Origin of the sequence: Gimesia chilikensis (assembly GCF_007744075.1) — a bacterium.
GTDB lineage: Bacteria > Planctomycetota > Planctomycetia > Planctomycetales > Planctomycetaceae > Gimesia > Gimesia chilikensis_A.
In genome coordinates, this window is record NZ_CP036266.1 from 7,157,376 (window position 1) to 7,174,975 (window position 17,600).

The following is a 17,600-nucleotide window of genomic DNA, read 5'->3' on the forward strand; positions in this document are numbered from 1 at the left end:
TGTTCAACAGCGAACTTCGGGAAGAACCAACAGTACGTCTCTTACATAAAGTGTGACATCAGGCTTTCGGAGGGGCGTGCGATGACGTGTGCACCAACCAGTTCTCCGATTTGAGAAGCGGCAGCAGCACCAGCGTCAACAGCAGCACGAACCGATCCGATATCACCCTGGATCACGGTGGTAATGTAGGCACCACCAATCTGAATCTGGTCAACCAGAGTCACGTTGGCAGCTTTCAGCATGGCGTCGGAAGCTTCGATTTGAGCGACCAGACCTTTTGTTTCAATCAGACCAATTGCTTCAGAACTCATTATGTTTATCTCTTTCAATGTAATGGGTTGAGCTGAATCCTGTGTTGCTTCATACCAGTTGAACGTCAACTGGTTATGTTCATCCTCAAAGCGTTCAGATTCAGGGACTTCAGCTGTCAAAGTTCAGAACCCGTTATTTATTTCTTAGCAGCGGCAGTCTTGCTGGGCAGTACGCTAGCCAGTTCTTCGTGCGGACGAGGAATGACCTGTACGCTGACAACTTCGCCAACTTTGCTGGCAGCAGCAGCACCGGCGTCGACAGCAGCTTTGACAGCAGCGACATCACCGACAACAAAACCGGTTACCAGACCGCTACCTACTTTTTCCCAGCCAATCATCTGTACGTTGGCTGCTTTGAGCATTGCATCGGCGGCTTCAATCAGGCTGATCAGCCCTTTTGTTTCCACCATTCCCAGGGCTTCCATTGCTTTCGCCATGAGTCAGTTCTCCTTGTTAGAGACAGTAAAAAAACAGTTCGTGATTTCTACGGACCCGGCACCCGGATCCGCAACAGGAATTAAGCGATGCATCCGCGTGACGCACCGGTGGCTGATCTGTTGAGGATCAGCTGTGTTTGCATTTACAGGATTCCGGGACGAAGAGTTTGACCGAAGTCGCATGATCGAGGTCGACGGCGTTGCCTTCGTCGGTATCGATGTGGACTTCCAGTTTGACGTCCGGGTTTTCGCGTACGACCACATCTTCGAGGACCGTGGTGCAACCGGGGGAATCGACCCGCAGGTGCAGGCTGTCGCCGTTGGCACAACCGTAGTAAGCACAGTCAGCGGGTGACATGTGAACGTGACGGGCAGCCCGGATCACGCCGAAATCGAGTTCGACGACTCCCTGGGGTCCCATCAGCACACAACCGGGTGTGCCTTTGATGTCGCCACTGATGCGGACGGGCAGATCCAGTCCGAGAGAGATGGAATCGGTATAGGCCAGTTCGACCTGAGTATCGCCACGGCAGGGTCCCAGAACGCGAACGTTGGGAATCATCCGGCGGCGGGGGCCGACAATCGCCACGGTCTGGGTGGCGGCGAAGTAGCCATCCTGGTAGAGGTCTTTCTGGACTTCGAGTTCAGCGCCTTTGCCGAACAGGACTTCCAGGTGTTCCTGAGAGAGATGCACGTGTCGTGCTGAGATATTCACAACCAGGGGGTTCGGGGCCGTCTGCAGTCCCGGAGCTGATGTGCCCGGGAGTTGTTGAGATAAAGCCTGACGAACCAGTTGTTCTACCTGCGAGCGAGAGATGGAATTTTTCAGTTGTGTCATAATATCTGATCTCAATTTATTGTATGGTCTCGATGATCGATTCAGAATTGTCAGGTTTCGACAATCGTGAGTTTGATGCCGGCATCGCGAAGTACCTGCTGCCACTCTTCTGTGATTCCGTCGTCCACGACGATGTGATCGACGTCCGCCAGCGGGCAGAGGTAGGCCAGAGCCGAATGCCCGAATTTGGTACTGTCAGTCACCACAATCACTTCTTCTGCAGCGGCAAACATCTGCTGCTCCGTTTCCACCAGTAACATGTTGCTGTTGTACAGCCCGTCTTCCGTGATTCCGCCGACACTGATAATGAGGCGACGCACATGGACGCTTTTCAGCGATTCCACAGCAGTCTTCCCCAACGCGACGCCGGTTTTGGGAAACAGGAAGCCTCCGATCAACATCAGATCGACCTTGGGCTGGTTGACCAGCAGATTGGCGATCGGCAGTGAATTGGTGACGACCTGTAGTTCTTTGCCCGCCAGTTGACGAGCGACTTCGAGAGTAGTTGTGCCTCCATCCATCAGCACAGCCTCTCCGGGAGCAATCAGATCAGCCACAGCTTGAGCAACCAGCCTTTTTTGCCTGGACGACATAAAAGACCGATCTTCAAAAGTGGCTAATGACTCTCCCACGTAAGCAGCGCCACCACGAGTGCGACGAATCTGACCGATTCCGTCAAGATACTCCAAATCCCTCCGAACCGTAGATTCCGAGGCACCGACAGAATCCATCAAATCCACAAGGGAGACAAACCCCTTGTTTTCGACAATCTTTAGGATGCTTTCCCGTCTTTCGTCAAGTAACATTGACATGCAAACTCCTCCTGAGACGATCTATTTCCCTAAAGAATATGCCTCTCGTAGCGCTTTCTTTCAATCAATATCTTCAAAATACACTCAATATATTTCACTTTCAATCAAAAACTGTCAGTTGTTTTGATATTTCCCAGAGACTTCATCTTTCCTAAAGCAAATATTCATCTGAGAGCGGAATTCGCTAAAGTCCCGCCTGCTTACCTGGTTTGACGGAAGTCTATGTCCCAAACTTACATCAGAACCGGGACTTGAGTCGCTTTTTGGAGACATTTCAGGGCCTGAATTCTCTGTTTCTTCACCCTGGATACCGGTCACTGCCAGTGGGACGGGTTCTGTCAGTTCTAGCGGTTCCCCGGTTTCAACGATTCTGATCTGCACATTTGCTGTCTGTTTCAGTGATTGGTGATCACTCAGCCCCCTGCTCACGTCGATCACCTCCCATGGAAGTCTGCGCGAGGATCGCGTGGAAACAGGATTCAGGGAGGACCGGAGTGAAAGTCAAATCTTCGATAGCCGTTTCACTGCTCACGTGCACGCTCTGCGGTTGTGCTGCAGGTCCCGCGTCCTACCTGGCCCGGAAGTCAGAAACTCCCGCAGCTGAAAAACAGGAAGTGTCGTACACACTTTCCCTGGAAGAAGAGACCGCGCCTACCCCAGAGACGCAGCAGGCTGCTGAGACAAAACTGGTGGCCCATGAAGAACCGGTGGAACTGCCGCTCTCTGAGATCGCTGCCCCCCTGCCCTCCGAACCCGATCACACGACAGCGTTGCCCGCGAATTCCTGTTCTCTCGCGGAACTCGAAGCACTGGCCCAGGCACACAACCCGACCCTGATTCAAGCCCAGGCTCAGGTGGATGCTGCCCGGGGTGCCGCTTATCAGGCCGGCCTCAAGCCGAATCCGGTGATGGGTTATAAAGCGGACCAGATTGGCATTGAAGGTACGGCGGGTGAACTGCAGGGTGCGTTTGTCTCACAGGAGATCGTCACCGGCGGCAAGCTGAAGCTGAGTCGCGCCAAGTGGACGCAGCAGATGTGTATCGCAGAAACGAACCTGCAGGCACAATGCACGCGGGTGCTTAACGATGTGCAGATTCATTACTATCGGACTCTCGCAGCCCAGCAGTTACTGGCGGTTCAGAAGCAGCTGCTGGCGAATGCGGAAGATAACCTGCAGACCCACAAAGAGATGTTCAACCTGGGACAGACCAATCAGTCGGGACTGTTGCAGGCGGAAGTGGATCTGCAAAAGGTGCGACTCACTCTGCAGACCGCTGAGAACGATCTGGAGCAGGAATGGCGTGAACTGGTAGCAATGGTGGGCGTGCCCGAACTCGCATGCACAACCTTGATAGGTTCGCTGGAACCGCAGAGCGAACTGCTGGACTGGAATACGGTGCTCAATCAACTGCTGGAAAGCAGCCCGGAGATTGTAGCTGCCTGGGAACGGGTGCAGCATGATGAGATCACCGTAGAACGGGAAAAGGTGCAGCCGATTCCGAATGTCCTGTTGAATGTGGACTTTGGTCACAACTATGAAACGGACAACTCGGTGGCGGGCGTGTCGGTCGGGCTGCCGATTCCGATCTTTGACCGGAACCAGGGGACGGTGGACCAGGCGTTGGCCGACCTGAATCAGTCGCGGGCCAATGTGAAACGGTTAGAACTCTCGCTGATGAGCCGACTTTCGCACACTTATCGCGATTACCGGACCTCCCGCCAGCATGTGGAAGCTTACCGGGATCGCATGCTGCCTAAGGCGAAACAGGCTTACGAAATTACGCACGACAGTTATTACAAACGCCGGGCTCCGTGGCTGGATGTGCTGATGGCGCAAAAGATGTATTTGAACCTGCAGCAGGATTACATCCAGAGTCAGCTGCAGAACCAGGAAACCGAAGTGGCGATTCGCGGAATGTTGCTGACGGGCGGACTGAATATTCCGCCGGCCCCCATGGGTGGCGGACACATCGACGCGGTGCCCAAGCCCCGCTAAAGCGAACGGAATCATCAGTTAAAGTGAATCAAAACCAGGCGAGCCGGCCTGATGAAAGAGGAATGATGACAACTCCCCACGATCGCAGAAATTTTCTGGCACAAGGTGCGGCAGCGACCGCAGGTCTGTTCGCAACCCGTTCGGTACTGAGCCAGCAGAACGACTCATTCTCGACGACCGAACAGCAGAATGCAGATCAGAATAACGATGGGTACCCCCGCCTGCATCCGGGGCTGGGTGGTCCGATCGGCAGTGCGACTGACCGAGGCAAGCTGGTGCCGGGACTGGGGAAGACCGGCGCACCTCCCGTGGGAATTACCGCACCGGACCTGAAGACCACCAGCGGTAAAGTCATCGACGGGGTTCGCGAGTTTCATCTGCACGCGATGCCCGTCCGTCGCGAAGTCCTGCCGGGGATCTGGATGGATGCCTACGGTTACAACGGGGAGTTCCCCGGACCCGCTCTGGAAATGTACCAGGGAGAGCGGGTACGGATTGTATTCAAAAACGATCTCCCCGAAGCGACGACGCTGCATTCGCACGGGCTGGAACTGCCAATCTACATGGACGGGATCCCTGCTGTCACACAACCCCTGGTCAAACCCGGGCAGACGTTCGTCTATGAGTACGACGTGCACCAGGAAGGGAGTTATTTTCTGCATCCGCACGTTGCGATGCAGGAGGCGATCGGGATGGTGGTCCCCTTTATCATTCATCCCAAAGTGGCATACGAACCGGTTGTGGATCGGGATTTCGTTTTGATGACACAGCAGTTCTCCATGATGCCGAACGCCAGCATTCCCAACACGACTTCGATGGACTGGAACTTCCTGACCATCAATGGCCGTTGCGGTCCTTATACGACGCCACTGGTCTGTAAACTGGGTGAGCGGATACGAATCCGTTTCCTGAATTTCAGTACGCTGCACCAGCATCCGATGCACCTGCACGGACACACGTTCTGGGTGACGGGAACCGAGGGAGGCCGCATTCCGGAGTCGGCATGGATTCCGGGTAACACCGTGATTGTCGGCGTGGCCCAGGCGCGGGATGTCGAATTCATCGCTAACAACCCTGGGGACTGGGTGCTGCACTGTCACATGTTCCATCACATGATGAACCACATGGTGACCCAGGTCGGACCGATTGTGCGCGAGAAGTGGAACGACGCGGAGGAAATTGTTCCCGGCTTTCCGCAGATGATGTCCAGTGCGAAACTGACGAAGCAAGACATTCACAAACTGACCAGCCGACGTGAGACGCAGGGGATGCGTGAGGGCTGGTACCATGGCGTGCACGGTCTGTTTACCGTTATGCGGGTGCTGCCCCCGGATCTGTATGACAAGGTCATGCACACCAATGAGCCCATTCCACCCTTCTCGAGTACACCCAAAGGTCCGCCGCCGGGGAGTCAGTCGCTTTAATCTGCGATGACGGTACGACGCTCGACGACTTTGATTTTACCGGCAGCGTAGAGGCGGAGCACTTCAGGATAGAGCTCGCATTCGGCTTCAAAGACCCGGGCGGCGACATCATCGGGCGAGTCAGTCCCTTTCACGGGGACTGCGGACTGGGCGATAATGGGACCATGGTCGTATTCGTTGTCGGCAAAATGCACCGTACAACCGCTGACCTTTACGCCGCGTGAAACGACGGCTTCATGTACTTTATGGCCGTAATAGCCGTGCCCGCAGAACGAGGGAATCAGCGCGGGATGGATATTCATCACGCGGTACAGAAAATCCTCGGGGATGTGAATCAGCGAGAGGAAACCGGCGAGCGTCACCAGGTCGACTTCGCAGGCGCGACACTGTTCAAAGATCGCGTGACTGAAGTCTTCGATGTTCTCGAAATCACGGCGGGCGATGACTTCGCAGTTGAGGCCGGCGGCTTCCGCCTTGGCAATCCCGCCACAACCGGGGCGACTGGCAATCACCAGGGGAACCTCAATATCGAGCTGGCCGGCGGCTTTCTGTGCGAGGAAGTTGGTCAGGGTGGTGCCGCCACCGGAAATCAGGACGGCCAGTTTCAGGGGACGGTTCAGAACAGTTGAAGTCATCAATTCCGTTTTCGTGCTGTTGAATTATTGTGGGTGTATGGTTTCAGGACCGTGGTGAATCGGGGGGCGACGAGTCTGATTTTGAATCGCGCGCGGATCCGGTTTCGTTTGCAGGTGGTTTGATCTGGGGTGATGTTTCGGAGGAGAGTTGATCGAAGTTGATTTCCCCCTGGCTGGTTTGCAGTCGTTTCTCGCGGAATTCTTTGTCCCGCTGATTATTCCGCCACATCATAATCCCGACGCCTGCGATCAGCAGGATGAACGTGGTTCCCAGAATCACGACGAAGAGTTGCCCTCCGGTTTCATCGGTTTTGGGGGGCGTCCATTCGAGTCGTTGTGCGAGAATCAGCGGTGCGATGCGCGAGGTATCCTGGGCTGAGTAGAGGTACATTTTGAAAACGTAACCGGTGACGGTGACATGATCGATCACATCGGTCCCTTCCGGGAGTCCGTTTTTCAGCGCCGGGGGGACTTCGGTGCAGATGACCACGACGGGATTCTGCTGCGAATCATCGGTAAACATCCAGGCTTCGTAGAGTGTTTTAATACCGAACTTGTTGTCCTCGGAGGCGGGATAATGGACCAGTTTGCGAACCCGCCCGGTGAGTGTGACCAGCCTCCCTTTCCAGCGGTTCATATTTTTGAAGATATCAGGGAAAAGGGGGAGCTTGAGTTCGGGGTGTTCACGAAAGGTTTTCAGTTCGGAGCGGCGGTTCTGCAGATTAAATTCCGCGGCCTGCTTCTGATCCTGCAGGCTGGTTTCCCGGAGGTGATTGAGGACGTAGTAGTACAGCGTCTGTTCGTCATCCAGAACGCCGCCCAGGGCTTTGTCTTCCACCTCGTTGAACAGGGAAGGCTGCAATTGCTCCGGAAACGGTTTGAAGGGATCTTCGCCGGTTTTTTCATCCGCCAGGAGTGTCAGCGGGGCCAGCAGACTGACCAGTCCGACGAGCATCCGGATTCGGCGAGAAGACAGCATATTTCGCTCCCAGGGTTTCACTTCAATAAGTTCTTTAATATAACAGTATTATGGCAATTGCCTGTGAGCCCTATTTTGTCGACCCACGGACAATTTGTCGAGCTTAAATTATTTCACAGCCGAGTGGTAATGCGTGGCGTAATCCCTTATTTGATAAGAGTTTTTGGCCTTTTACGCCTCAGAGAGAGCATTGACACAAAACAGAGTATCTCTATAATTCCCTAGAATTTGACTGAGCGCAACTGGGGTTTTCTGCTGTGATTCTTGAGGGTCAATCCGATCCTTGAGTGTACCAGTGATGTCATTGCAGGGTAAAGTCTTATCAGACCTGGAGTGACCCGAGATTGCCTGAAACCTTCCACAAGATGGTGGAAGGACACACCTGGCGTCGACACCCTGTTAATTCAGGATCAAGGGACCTAAGGTCATACTGATATTATCTGCTTTTTTTAAAGTACCAACCGAATCCAAATAGTAACGGAGACAACCAGTAATGGCGGAAAACGTATTGGAATTTACTGATGCCAACTTCCAGTCTGAAGTGTTGGAAGCATCTGAACCTGTATTAGTCGACTTCTGGGCGCCCTGGTGTGGTCCCTGCAAAATGATGATGCCAACCATCGAAGAAATTGCCAGCGACTACTCTGGCCGTGTGCGTGTTGGAAAGCTGAATACCGATGAAAACCCCGGTATTGCTTCCGCAAGCAGCATCAGCGCCATCCCGACCGTAAAACTTTATAAAGGTGGTCAAGTGGTTGAAACGTTTGTGGGTGTGACTCCCAAAGAACGTTTCGCAGCATCACTGGACAGCCAGCTGTAACCACAGTGTGTTGAGTGGTTATTGAACTCATGTGGGCAGAGAGGAGGAGCTGATCCTGCCTTTCTGCCCTTTTTGTCGTTGAACCGACGAGCGTTCCTGATCGAACTGAATGCGTAGTGGAAAGGGATTTCACAGCAGCAGTCTCACACGGGAGCAACCGTCAGACGCTTCTCAGGGAAAGGAATCCCGGTATGAGCGAAGAAACCAGCCCGGATCAGAAATCTCAGACTTCCCCGCCCTTTGCGGGTTTCAAGCATCCTGCGCCGGAGCCTGATGAATCCCATCCCCTGCCCGGCCCTGACGGAATCCAGCGTCGCCTGGACGTTCCGCATCGCGATACCGAACTCACCTCGGAAGCTGACTCCAGTTTCAGTGCAGAGAAACAAGCTGCGCTGGAAGCAAGCCTCTCCCATGCTGCGGGTGCGGGCGAGACACAGAGCCAGGGTGCCAGTGAATCGGGAACCTCACTGACCGGCGCAGAGCTGCTGACCCAGGCGGGTGAAATTGCGAACTACCTGAAAACCCAGTTCGCCGAAATCAGTCGACGGGAACAGACGCTGAACAGTCAGCTGGGTGAAATCGATAACGAACGTCGTAAGATTCGCATGTGGGTTTCTCAAATCGAAGAGCAATACGACGAGCGGGAAGCCAGTATTCGGGACAAAGAAACCGAGCTGATCCGGAAAGCGGTCGAGTGCGAGAAGCTGGCGAAAACGGTTCAGCACGAACAGGAAAAAGTCTTCGAAGCCCAGGATCGAATCGAACAGGAGCGCAGCGAAATGCGTGACCTGATCCTGATGGAATTTGCAGAACAGCGTGAATCCCTGGAACGCCAGCGTCTGGATCTGATCAACGAACGGAAACGCATTCGCGAAGAAGTCCTGGAAACCCTGACTGAACAAAGGCGCGAGCTGGAACACGATCAGGACGAATGGCGGGGCGTGCGGCAGACCGAGTTGAATCATCTGAAGCGGGAACGCGAGCTGCACGAGGAAACAATTCGCAAGGTCGAAGCGGAACTCGAATCCCGCCGGGAAAAATTCGAACTGGAACTGAAAACCCGCCAGGCGGACTGGGAATCGAAACGCCACGCCGAGGAAGAGGCGCTGGCCACACGCGAACGGGACTTCGTCATCCGTTCGGAAGAGATCGAACACCAGCTGTCAATTCAGCGCGAGGACCTGGAGCGCGAGTATGGTTCCCGGGAAGATCAGTTTGACCAGAAACGGACGCTGATCGAGAACCGGATCAAGTTCCAGGAGAACCACCTGCTGCGACTGCGGACCCAGGTCGAAAAAGAACAGCATGAATTCCAGCGTCAGCAACAGATCCAGCAGCAGCAACACGAGCAGAACGAACGCATTCACCTGCTGCGGATGAAACAGCTGGACCGCTTCCGCGATTTACTGCAGCAGCGCGAGCAGTCGCTGAGTAAGGAACGGGCGCTGCATACCGAACTACGACGCTCCGTCGAACGGTATGAGACGAACCAGAAACAGCGGATGACTGACGAGTACGAAGCCTGGCACAAGGAACGCGAGTCGCAAAAGGCGGAACTCCGCCGTCAGCACGACATGCTGGCTCTGCATGCAGAGAACCTCGAACGTCGACGCGAGCGGCTGGACACCCTGCGGGCGGAAGTCGAAGAGACACATCGCGGTACGCTCGAAATGCGGCTGGCACTGGAAGAGGGCTGGGCTCAGCTGACCCAGGCGGAAGGTGAGGAAGCAGCTCGCCTGCGACTGGATAAGGCCCGCGATGCACTGGCTTCACATTACCGGCAGTTACGCGAATCGCTGTCGGTGGAGCGGCAGGAACTGGATCATTCTCAGGAACTGTTTCATCGACACCGAGACGAATTCCGCCAGGAACGGCAGGCCTTGTCCGAATGGATTGCAGAGCGGGATGAGCAGTTACGTCTGCGGAGCGAGCAACTGCGGTTTGAAGCAGAACAGCTGGCAACACGCGATGCGGCCTGGGGTCAGAAACGGGAACTATGGTTGCAGGAGAAAGTTCAGGCGGAACAGATTATTCGTGACCTGCTGCAACAGTTGACCGACCTGACCGGCATTGAAGGCACGTTGAAAGCAACGGCCCTGCAGGCAGCAGCGGAAGAAGAAGCGACGCTCGATACAGATGAGGAAACGGAAGCATCTGCGGAAGCGTTTGATGCGGAGACGAAGCTGGATCTGCGCGACGAGGGTTAGCGGTTGTCATTTGAGCACAGTTGTTCGAACCAACTGTGGCACGCGGCGGGTTGGTGTGCTGGTTCCGGATCGAGCGATTACTCTGGGACCTCTTGTTGCCTGTGGCAGTCCCGGATTGCATCCGGGACCACCCGGTCTTATAGAAAATGTAATTTTGCGAGAGCGTTCGGAATCTTGCTCTGTCAGTTTCCTGCTCGCTGCGCTCGGCCCGAATTGTATTCGGGCTTACCCATTATTCTGGGTTGGTCGGGCCAACTGTGGCAGCTGGTATCAGAAAATGACCGGGGATTAACGCAGGTCTTTCCAGGCGTCCCAGCAAAGGAAGAGCACCAGGCCGGCGGAGACCAGGAACATGATGTCCATCATCATGCTGCCGCGAAAGGGAACGCCAATCGCGATATCAGCCAGTGCGAGGGCCGCCACGATTCCTGAAGCGGCCATCGAGCCCATGATCATTTTTTTGGGTGCATCTGACATTAAGATCCTCGTCTCTCTCTACCTCTGTCAAAGCTGTCTGCTTAAAGGATGTCTTGTACTCGTCTTGAAATGACCTTCGATGAGCACTCTCGTTCCAAGTATACCTTATCCTCTGGTGGAATTTCCAGTCGATTCTGAGAACTGATTCCTCGCGTTGTTGATCCCTGCCCCGCTGCGATCTGCGAGACCTGAAAAACCGTTATAACAGTGCCAGCCGACACCTGCCGTGGGCTTCAGGATCCGAGCGAGCAGAGCTCGATGATGTGTCCGTCCGGGTCGTTGACGAAGGTCTGGGTGGCTCCATCGGGACGGGGTTTCGGGGGCGAAACAATGGGAATTCCCTGCTGGAGCGCCTGTGCGTAGGCCTGATTCGCATCCTGCACCTGAAAGGCGAAATGGTGTGTGCGGGTGTTCGGTTCGACATCGGCCTGGCCGGCTGCGCCGGACTGATCGTGTTCCAGGATGAGGTGAATCTGCTGTCCGCCGATCTGGTACCAGTGCCCTTCGAAAGAAAACGCAGGTCGAGGCACCTGATCCATGCCCAGAAAATCGACGTAAAACTTACGCGCGGCTTCCAGATCTTTGACCACAAGAGTGATGTGATCGAAGGCTTGAACCTGCACACATTCTGTGGGGGCAACATCAGACATGAATTCGCCTTTCTTGTTTCAGGTTGCTGATCAGGAAACGGAGGAGGCCAGGATCGGTTCCCCGATGCTCCAGGAAGCGCCGTCGCGGACAATGTGCCGATAGAGGGTATCGCGTTCGACGGGGATGCGGCCTGCTTCCTTGATCAGGCGATGCAGCATTTCGACTGTCAGCCCTTCCGGCGTTTTGGCTCCGGCGTCGTGATAGATCAGTTCGTGAACCACGGTTCCGTCCAGGTCGTCGGCACCAAAGCTGAGGGCGGTCTGCGCGGTCTTTTCGCCGAGCATGATCCAGTAGGCTTTAATGTGATCGAAGTTGTCGAGCATGATCCGCGAGAGTGCGATCATCTTGAGGTCGGTGAGTCCGGAGGCTTTGGGAATTTCTGACATCCCGGTGTTTTCCGGATGGAAGGCCAGCGGGATAAACGTCTGGAATCCGCCGGTCTCATCCTGCAGTTCCCGCAGGCGACAGAGATGGTCGACGCGGTGCTTGGCCTCTTCGTAGTGGCCGTAGAGAATGGTGGCGTTACTCCGCAGTCCCAGGTTGTGAGCTTCTCGGTGGATGTCGAGCCAACTCTGGGCGTCGGCCTTATGTTCGCAGATTTTTTCGCGGACTTCGGGATGGAAGATTTCAGCGCCGCCGCCAGGCATGCTGCCCAGTCCGGCTTCCATCATCTGTTCGAGGACCCAGCGGGTCGGCTTTTTAGTCATGAAGCTGAACCAGTTGATTTCCACCGGCGTCCAGGCTTTGATGTGCAGCTCGGGATACTCGTCGTGAATGGTGCTAACGACGTCGAGGTACCAGTCGAATTTTTTCTGGTGATGCAGACCGCCGACGACGTGGATTTCGGTGGCGCCGCTGGCGCGGGCTTCCTGAACGCGTTCGCGAATCATGTCTTCGGTAAAGGTGTAGCCACGTTCGGATTTGAGATCGGCCCGGAAGGCGCAGAACTTACAGCGATAAACACAGACGTTCGTCGGGTTCAGGTGGATATTCGTGTTGTAAAACGCGAAGTTCCCGTTCTTGCGTTCACGGACCTGATTGGCCAGGCCGCCCAGCGTCAGGATATCGACTTTCTCGTCCAGAAAAACACCTTCGTCGAAGGTGATCCGCTCGCCGGTTTCGACTTTGCGGGTGATGGTTGCGAGCTGTTCCTGTTCGTTTTGATTCAGATTCATCAGACTGTCTGTTGATTCGTTTCGCGTATCAGAAAAATGGTGTTTAATCAGACCTGCCGACCGCGCAGCAGGACTTCTTCATTATGACGTTTCAGGCTGGCTTATGCGAGCCAGACATCGATCAATCCCACAAAGAACAAACCAATACTGATCACGGCGTTCACGTGGAAAAAAGCCAGATTCACGCGTCCCAGGTCATCCGGATTGACCAGCAGGTGTTCATAGATCAGCAGTCCCGCGACCGCGAGGACGGCGATCAGAAAGGGGATGCCCAGGGCAGCGACATACCAGAGGCTGAACAGGCAGACGATGGTCATGAAGTGGCTGAACATCGCGAAACGCAGGGCTTTTTTGATGCCCCAGCGGGAGGGGATACTGGAAAGCCGCTTGTCCTGATCAAAATGGACATCCTGACACGCATAGATAATATCGAAACCGCCGACCCAGAAGAAGACGACCGCTCCCAGCAGAATGGGTTCCAGCGAGAGCGACCCGCGGATGGCGATCCAGGCAGCCAGGGGTGAGAGCATAAGGGCTGTCGAGAGCCAGTAATGGCACCAGATAGTGAAGCGTTTGGCGTAGGAATAGCCGAGTAGAAACAAGAGTACCGGCACCGCGAGGTAGAGGGGCCAGCGATTGGGTAAAAACAGGAGTGTCGAAGCGATAAAGGCCAGTGAAGTCAGCAGGGTGAAGATGGTTACCGCGCGGACACTGATTAGCCCTGCCGGGATGTGTCGCCCTGCGGTTCGCGGATTTTCTGCGTCGATGTCGCGGTCGATGAGTCGATTGAAGGCCATGGCTGCCGATCGGGCAAACAGCATACAGAGCAGAATCCCCACCAGTTCCTGCCAGCGAACGGTCTGACCGCGCCAGGCCAGTACGGCGGAGAGCAGCGCGAACGGGAGGGCAAAGATAGTATGGCTGAAGCGAATCAGTTCGAGTAACAGGCGCAGTCGGGCCAGCATTGAATTCATCTCATCAGAGGAGGATTGAGCGGTCGGGGTTGATCACGGCATACGATCGCTGGCTTCATCTTAGCTGATGTGCTGCGGGCACCCAAGTCAGGGAGACGCGAAACTCAGGCGCAGAGGCAGGAATCGGAGGTTTCCGAGCTTACCGGCTGGGAAAAGTGTTCAGGGAAGCGACATAATTCACGAAGCGATCTTCGACGCCGGGAATGTCGCGAGGCAGCCGGGCACTGAGGACCTCGGGGGATTCGTTGGTCTTCAGCTCCGAGAGATATGCGAGCAGTGCATCCCGGGCTTCGGGCGTGCTGTTCAACATGAAATGTGTCCAGGCCCAGGCTTCCTGGTAATCGACGCGTTGCATCTGCGAGACCTTCTCGAGCTGTTCCAGGCGTTTCATATCCGGCTTCCAGCCGTTATTAAGGGCGGCGGTGAGTCGGGACGCGTGATCGCGATTGATCTGTCCGGGGGTATTGCCGGCGACTTCGAAGTATTCCGCGAGACCTTCGTCGAGCCAGAGCGGAACGGTCTTCAGGCTGGCATGCAGGAGTCCGTGTGTAAATTCGTGGCGGAGATCTTCCTGGATGCGGTCACCCCAGAAGGTGTAGACGGCGAGCTCTTTGGGAGTGCCCACAAAGTAAGCGCGACGCGGAGGCAGCCCCGGGTAGGTCAGATCGAGATAGTTGCGATACTCTTCCTGATTGGAAAAGAGGTAAACGGTGACCTGCTCGCTGTTCAAGGGAATATTCAGGGTGGCGGCGACATCTTCCCGCAGCTGAATCAGATCCTGAAACAGGGGATGTTCCTGCCCCAGTTTGAAATCGCTGAGCACGATCAGCTGTTCGGCACTGACGCTGTGTCGTGCGGGCAGATGGACGGCCTGATTTTTCGCGGCGGTCCGGCAGCCTTGAGCTGAGAACAGACAAAGTGTCAGACAGACATTCAGAGCGAGGGCTTTGAATGCGGGCCATGACTTCCGGTGGGGAGTCTGATCCGGGCTGACGGGTAATTCGGTTTTCACGGTGAGCAGTCGGGTCTCAGTAAGCGGGGATAGTATCTGTCAGTAAGTCGCAGTTATAAACGTTTCTGGGAGGATTCCGGATTGGCGGCAGAGCGCTGCTTATCCGTACCGGGAAACAGACCGTCGAAGAATCCATTCGATGCGGACTGAATAATGAGGTTCCCTTTTCCATTATCAATCAGTGACTGGGCCAGCCGGGGATGGTCTTTCCAGGTGGTCGCCTGCCATTTTCTGATGTCTGCGTAAGTATCGTGAAGACCGGCCTGTGATTTGGGGACCAGGTGCCAGCCTTCCTTTGACTGTACGATGTGATATTCAAATGCGGCATACATGCCACCCGCTCCGATCATCATGAAAATCAAAGCGGCTACGATTCGGCGCATCTCACTCACTTCCTTGTGTGTTAAATCCAGGTTCGCCTGCTGATCAGGGGCGGGATCATCTCAGAAACCGGCAAATGCGGCAAGAGTGAACCTGAGGATTCAGCAGCAATGACGATACATAAGGCCACCTTAAGTGGCGGGAGTACCGAAAATGTCCCCCGGATGGATTTTCCGACCGCAGAGAAATTCCTTAACCTGCATGGCTCGCTTACCTTGCGGCTGAATCTGGTTGAGCTGCAGCAGCCCCGATCCTGTACTGACGACAACGCGTCTGGTATCGGCGAAGACGACCGTTCCGGGAGCGGCCGCCTGTGGATCGACTTGCGGTTCCAAGGCTTCCAACTCTTCGGGAGTGAGTGGGTCGACATCCAGGATCTGCAGACGCAGGGGATCCTGTCCCGGATGCTGCAGAAAGGAGAACGGGCTGGGCCAAGGTTGCATGGCGCGGACGTGCCAGGAAATCTGTTCGGCGGTCTGGTTCCAGTCAATCGCGCCGACCTGCTTGTCCAGTGTGGGCGCGAAGGTGGCTTCCTCATGGTTTTGTGGCGTTTCGACGAGTGTGCCGGCTTCGATGTCGGACAGTAACTGCATGGCCAGCGGTGCGGCGAGGTCGGCAAGTCGATCCTGCAGTTGTCCCGTTGTTTCCTTGGGACCAATTTCGGTTTCGACCATGCCGGCGATCGGGCCGGAGTCGAGGGCGCGTTCGATCCGGAAGACCGAGACGCCGCTTTGGGTCTCGCCATTCTGGATCGCATAAAGAATCGGGGCGGCGCCGCGATATTTTGGCAGCAGGGACGCGTGCAGATTAAAGGCACCGCAGCGGGGCATATCGAGCAGTTTCTGGGAGAGGATCTGTCCGTACGCGGCGACGAGGTACACGTCGGCCTGTAGCTGGTCGAGTTCTTCGAGTGCTTCCGCGGTATTGATTTTCGGCGGCTGAAAGACGGGGATCTCGTGTTCCAGGGCGAGCTCTTTCATCGGGTTTTTGTGGCGGTGATGTCCACGACCGGTCCGATCGGGCTGTGTATACAGGGCCAGAACCTCATGCTCGGAATCAATGAGCGCCTGAAACGCGGGAATCGCGAAGGTGCCGGTCCCCATCATGACTACTTTTAAAGGCACGGGAAATCTCCTACTGATGAGTCAGCCTCAGTCTGTACTCGCCCTGCTGCGCCGACTGGCATCAAAGACAGGGAAAACGCAGTTGCCGAACGAAAACAGTATCTCGCTGCGGATGACGGGCTGTGTTAATCCAGTTCCAGTTCGAGCTGGGCCAGTTGTTTGCGAAGTTCTTCATCCGAAGCAATTTCGCCTCGATCCTGCTGATGACGAAACTGGGCTTCGAAGTCAGCGATCTGGGCTTCCAGTTCTGCTTTTTTGGCTTCGACCATGCGATCCGTAAACATGACACCCTCGATGTGATCGTATTCATGTTGTACGGCGCGGGCGGCCAGATCGTCGAGGGTGATCTCAAACAGCTGTCCGTTGAGATCGTAAGCTTCCACGGTAATTTCTTCGGAACGTTTGACGTCGCCGTAAAGCTGGGGGAGACTCAGGCAGCCTTCTTCCCCTTCGGCCGTCCCTTTGCGTTTGGTAATTTCCGGGTTGATGAAGACAAACTCTTCCTCTTTTTCGCCGGGATCGGAAGTCAGGTTGATCACAAACAGTCGATACGGAAGTGCGACCTGGTTGGCTGCCAGTCCGATGCCCCGTGCCTGATACATGAGCTCGAACATCGTTTTGACGATATCGCGCAGTTCAGGCGTGATGCTTTTAATGGGTTTAGATTTCCAGCGGAGGGCAGGATGGGGATAATTGACGATTTGCAACGCAGCCATAATTAGATGTACCCGGCGGGGTATGATACACAGTTCAGAAATCAGTCGATGACGGTACTCCAGTCTCTGCGAAGAGCGCGCAGGGAGAGACGCCATATACATAACTAACTGTATAGCAAGGCCGTACGGGAGATACAATCCTTATCCCCGTGAACAATGGCATTGTTCGCGTTTTTTCCAGCGTCTGGTCAGCCGCGGCACAGGCCACGAACGTGTTGTCGTGCCTGTCGACCCGTCTCAGGCCGAGACGACCAGACGCCACTGCACAGCCGCTACCACATGCATCTTAATACATGGGCAGCGGGTCAAGTGGAGCAGAAGCGGTAGCTGGTACTGATCCCTGGATGACAGGAGCAGCTGCAGTGGACTGATAAGTATCGTAGGTGTTGTAGGCTCCCTGAGGTGCGTAAGTCGGAGCACCGACACCACAGTTCCCGGTTGAGCATCCACCGCCACCAAAGGGCATGACTGGTGCCATGGAAGGACCATAGTTACAGCTGCCGCAGCTGCCGTAACGTCCACACTGGCAACCTGTTGTCAGAGCGATCAATGCGATACCGAGCATTGTAATTCCGAAACGTTTCATGAGTTCAATCCTTTTCTTCAACAATGGAGCGACTGAAAAATTCA

At 55.2% G+C, this 17,600-nt stretch carries 19 protein-coding genes; 4 read left to right on the forward strand and 15 right to left on the reverse strand.

All coding sequences use genetic code 11. The features are described from left to right. Positions 1 to 41: 41 nt before the first annotated feature. The 4 genes from HG66A1_RS26955 to HG66A1_RS26970 form a co-directional block, all read right to left on the reverse strand. A complete protein-coding gene (locus tag HG66A1_RS26955; protein WP_044238516.1) occupies positions 42 to 311 on the reverse strand; it encodes a BMC domain-containing protein in 270 nt (89 codons plus the stop codon). 137 nt (positions 312 to 448) lie between these two features. Beyond that, positions 449 to 748 carry a BMC domain-containing protein gene (locus HG66A1_RS26960; protein ID WP_145191600.1) on the reverse strand — a complete coding sequence of 100 codons (300 nt, stop codon included), beginning with the start codon at positions 746 to 748 and terminating at the stop codon, positions 449 to 451. A gap of 127 nt (positions 749 to 875) precedes the next feature. Next, positions 876 to 1,586: a phosphate propanoyltransferase gene (gene pduL / locus HG66A1_RS26965; RefSeq protein WP_145191603.1), complete on the reverse strand. Its 711-nt coding sequence runs from the start codon at positions 1,584 to 1,586 to the stop codon at positions 876 to 878. Positions 1,587 to 1,636: 50 nt separating this feature from the next. After that, positions 1,637 to 2,398, reverse strand: coding sequence for a DeoR/GlpR family DNA-binding transcription regulator (locus tag HG66A1_RS26970; RefSeq protein ID WP_232106683.1), 762 nt, complete (start codon positions 2,396 to 2,398; stop codon positions 1,637 to 1,639). Between the two features lie 494 nt (positions 2,399 to 2,892). On the opposite strand from HG66A1_RS26970, the gene HG66A1_RS26975 reads away from it, so the two are divergent. After that, positions 2,893 to 4,395: a TolC family protein gene (locus HG66A1_RS26975; RefSeq protein ID WP_197996836.1), complete on the forward strand. Its 1,503-nt coding sequence runs from the start codon at positions 2,893 to 2,895 to the stop codon at positions 4,393 to 4,395. A gap of 62 nt (positions 4,396 to 4,457) precedes the next feature. After that, positions 4,458 to 5,819, forward strand: a complete 1,362-nt coding sequence (locus HG66A1_RS26980; protein ID WP_232106684.1) for a multicopper oxidase family protein — start codon at positions 4,458 to 4,460, stop codon at positions 5,817 to 5,819. Here the strand turns inward: HG66A1_RS26980 and purN are convergent. Beyond that, positions 5,816 to 6,454: a phosphoribosylglycinamide formyltransferase gene (purN, locus tag HG66A1_RS26985; RefSeq protein ID WP_145191609.1), complete on the reverse strand. Its 639-nt coding sequence runs from the start codon at positions 6,452 to 6,454 to the stop codon at positions 5,816 to 5,818. The two genes, HG66A1_RS26980 and purN, sit on opposite strands and share 4 nt — an antisense overlap. A 43-nt stretch (positions 6,455 to 6,497) precedes the next feature. After that, the gene (locus tag HG66A1_RS26990) at positions 6,498 to 7,433 is read right to left on the reverse strand and encodes a hypothetical protein (RefSeq protein ID WP_145191612.1); all 936 of its coding nucleotides are present in this window, start codon (positions 7,431 to 7,433) and stop codon (positions 6,498 to 6,500) included. 493 nt (positions 7,434 to 7,926) lie between these two features. On the opposite strand from HG66A1_RS26990, the gene trxA reads away from it, so the two are divergent. Together trxA and HG66A1_RS27000 are read left to right on the forward strand one after the other, a co-directional pair. Beyond that, complete coding sequence (gene trxA, locus HG66A1_RS26995) at positions 7,927 to 8,253, forward strand: thioredoxin (RefSeq protein ID WP_145044304.1); 327 nt, start codon at positions 7,927 to 7,929, stop codon at positions 8,251 to 8,253. A 191-nt stretch (positions 8,254 to 8,444) separates the two neighbouring features. Then, entirely contained in the window at positions 8,445 to 10,460 is a 2,016-nt protein-coding gene (locus HG66A1_RS27000; RefSeq protein ID WP_145191615.1) for a hypothetical protein, read from the forward strand. A 288-nt stretch (positions 10,461 to 10,748) separates the two neighbouring features. Here the strand turns inward: HG66A1_RS27000 and HG66A1_RS27005 are convergent, their stop codons facing one another. The 9 genes from HG66A1_RS27005 to HG66A1_RS27045 all read right to left on the reverse strand — a co-directional run bounded on the left by HG66A1_RS27005 (position 10,749) and on the right by HG66A1_RS27045 (position 17,556). Next, positions 10,749 to 10,937 carry a hypothetical protein gene (locus HG66A1_RS27005; RefSeq protein WP_145044306.1) on the reverse strand — a complete coding sequence of 63 codons (189 nt, stop codon included), beginning with the start codon at positions 10,935 to 10,937 and terminating at the stop codon, positions 10,749 to 10,751. Between the two features lie 233 nt (positions 10,938 to 11,170). Then, a complete protein-coding gene (locus HG66A1_RS27010; protein WP_145191617.1) occupies positions 11,171 to 11,587 on the reverse strand; it encodes a VOC family protein in 417 nt (138 codons plus the stop codon). 30 nt (positions 11,588 to 11,617) lie between these two features. After that, positions 11,618 to 12,763, reverse strand: a complete 1,146-nt coding sequence (mqnE, locus tag HG66A1_RS27015; RefSeq protein WP_145191620.1) for an aminofutalosine synthase MqnE — start codon at positions 12,761 to 12,763, stop codon at positions 11,618 to 11,620. 101 nt (positions 12,764 to 12,864) lie between these two features. Next, a complete protein-coding gene (locus tag HG66A1_RS27020) occupies positions 12,865 to 13,728 on the reverse strand; it encodes a UbiA-like polyprenyltransferase (RefSeq protein ID WP_145191624.1) in 864 nt (287 codons plus the stop codon). 148 nt (positions 13,729 to 13,876) lie between these two features. Then, a complete protein-coding gene (locus HG66A1_RS27025) occupies positions 13,877 to 14,749 on the reverse strand; it encodes a DUF1570 domain-containing protein (RefSeq protein WP_145044310.1) in 873 nt (290 codons plus the stop codon). Positions 14,750 to 14,802: 53 nt separating this feature from the next. Beyond that, positions 14,803 to 15,132 (reverse strand): hypothetical protein, encoded by a 330-nt coding sequence (locus HG66A1_RS27030; protein WP_145044311.1) that lies wholly within the window; start codon positions 15,130 to 15,132, stop codon positions 14,803 to 14,805. Between the two features lie 129 nt (positions 15,133 to 15,261). Next, complete coding sequence (gene fmt / locus HG66A1_RS27035; protein WP_145191627.1) at positions 15,262 to 16,254, reverse strand: methionyl-tRNA formyltransferase; 993 nt, start codon at positions 16,252 to 16,254, stop codon at positions 15,262 to 15,264. A 125-nt stretch (positions 16,255 to 16,379) separates the two neighbouring features. Next, the gene (def, locus tag HG66A1_RS27040) at positions 16,380 to 16,970 is read right to left on the reverse strand and encodes a peptide deformylase (protein ID WP_145044313.1); all 591 of its coding nucleotides are present in this window, start codon (positions 16,968 to 16,970) and stop codon (positions 16,380 to 16,382) included. Positions 16,971 to 17,256: 286 nt separating this feature from the next. After that, on the reverse strand, positions 17,257 to 17,556 hold the full coding sequence (locus HG66A1_RS27045; protein ID WP_145044314.1) for a hypothetical protein: 300 nt from the start codon (positions 17,554 to 17,556) through the stop codon (positions 17,257 to 17,259). Between the last annotated feature and the right edge of the window lie 44 nt (positions 17,557 to 17,600).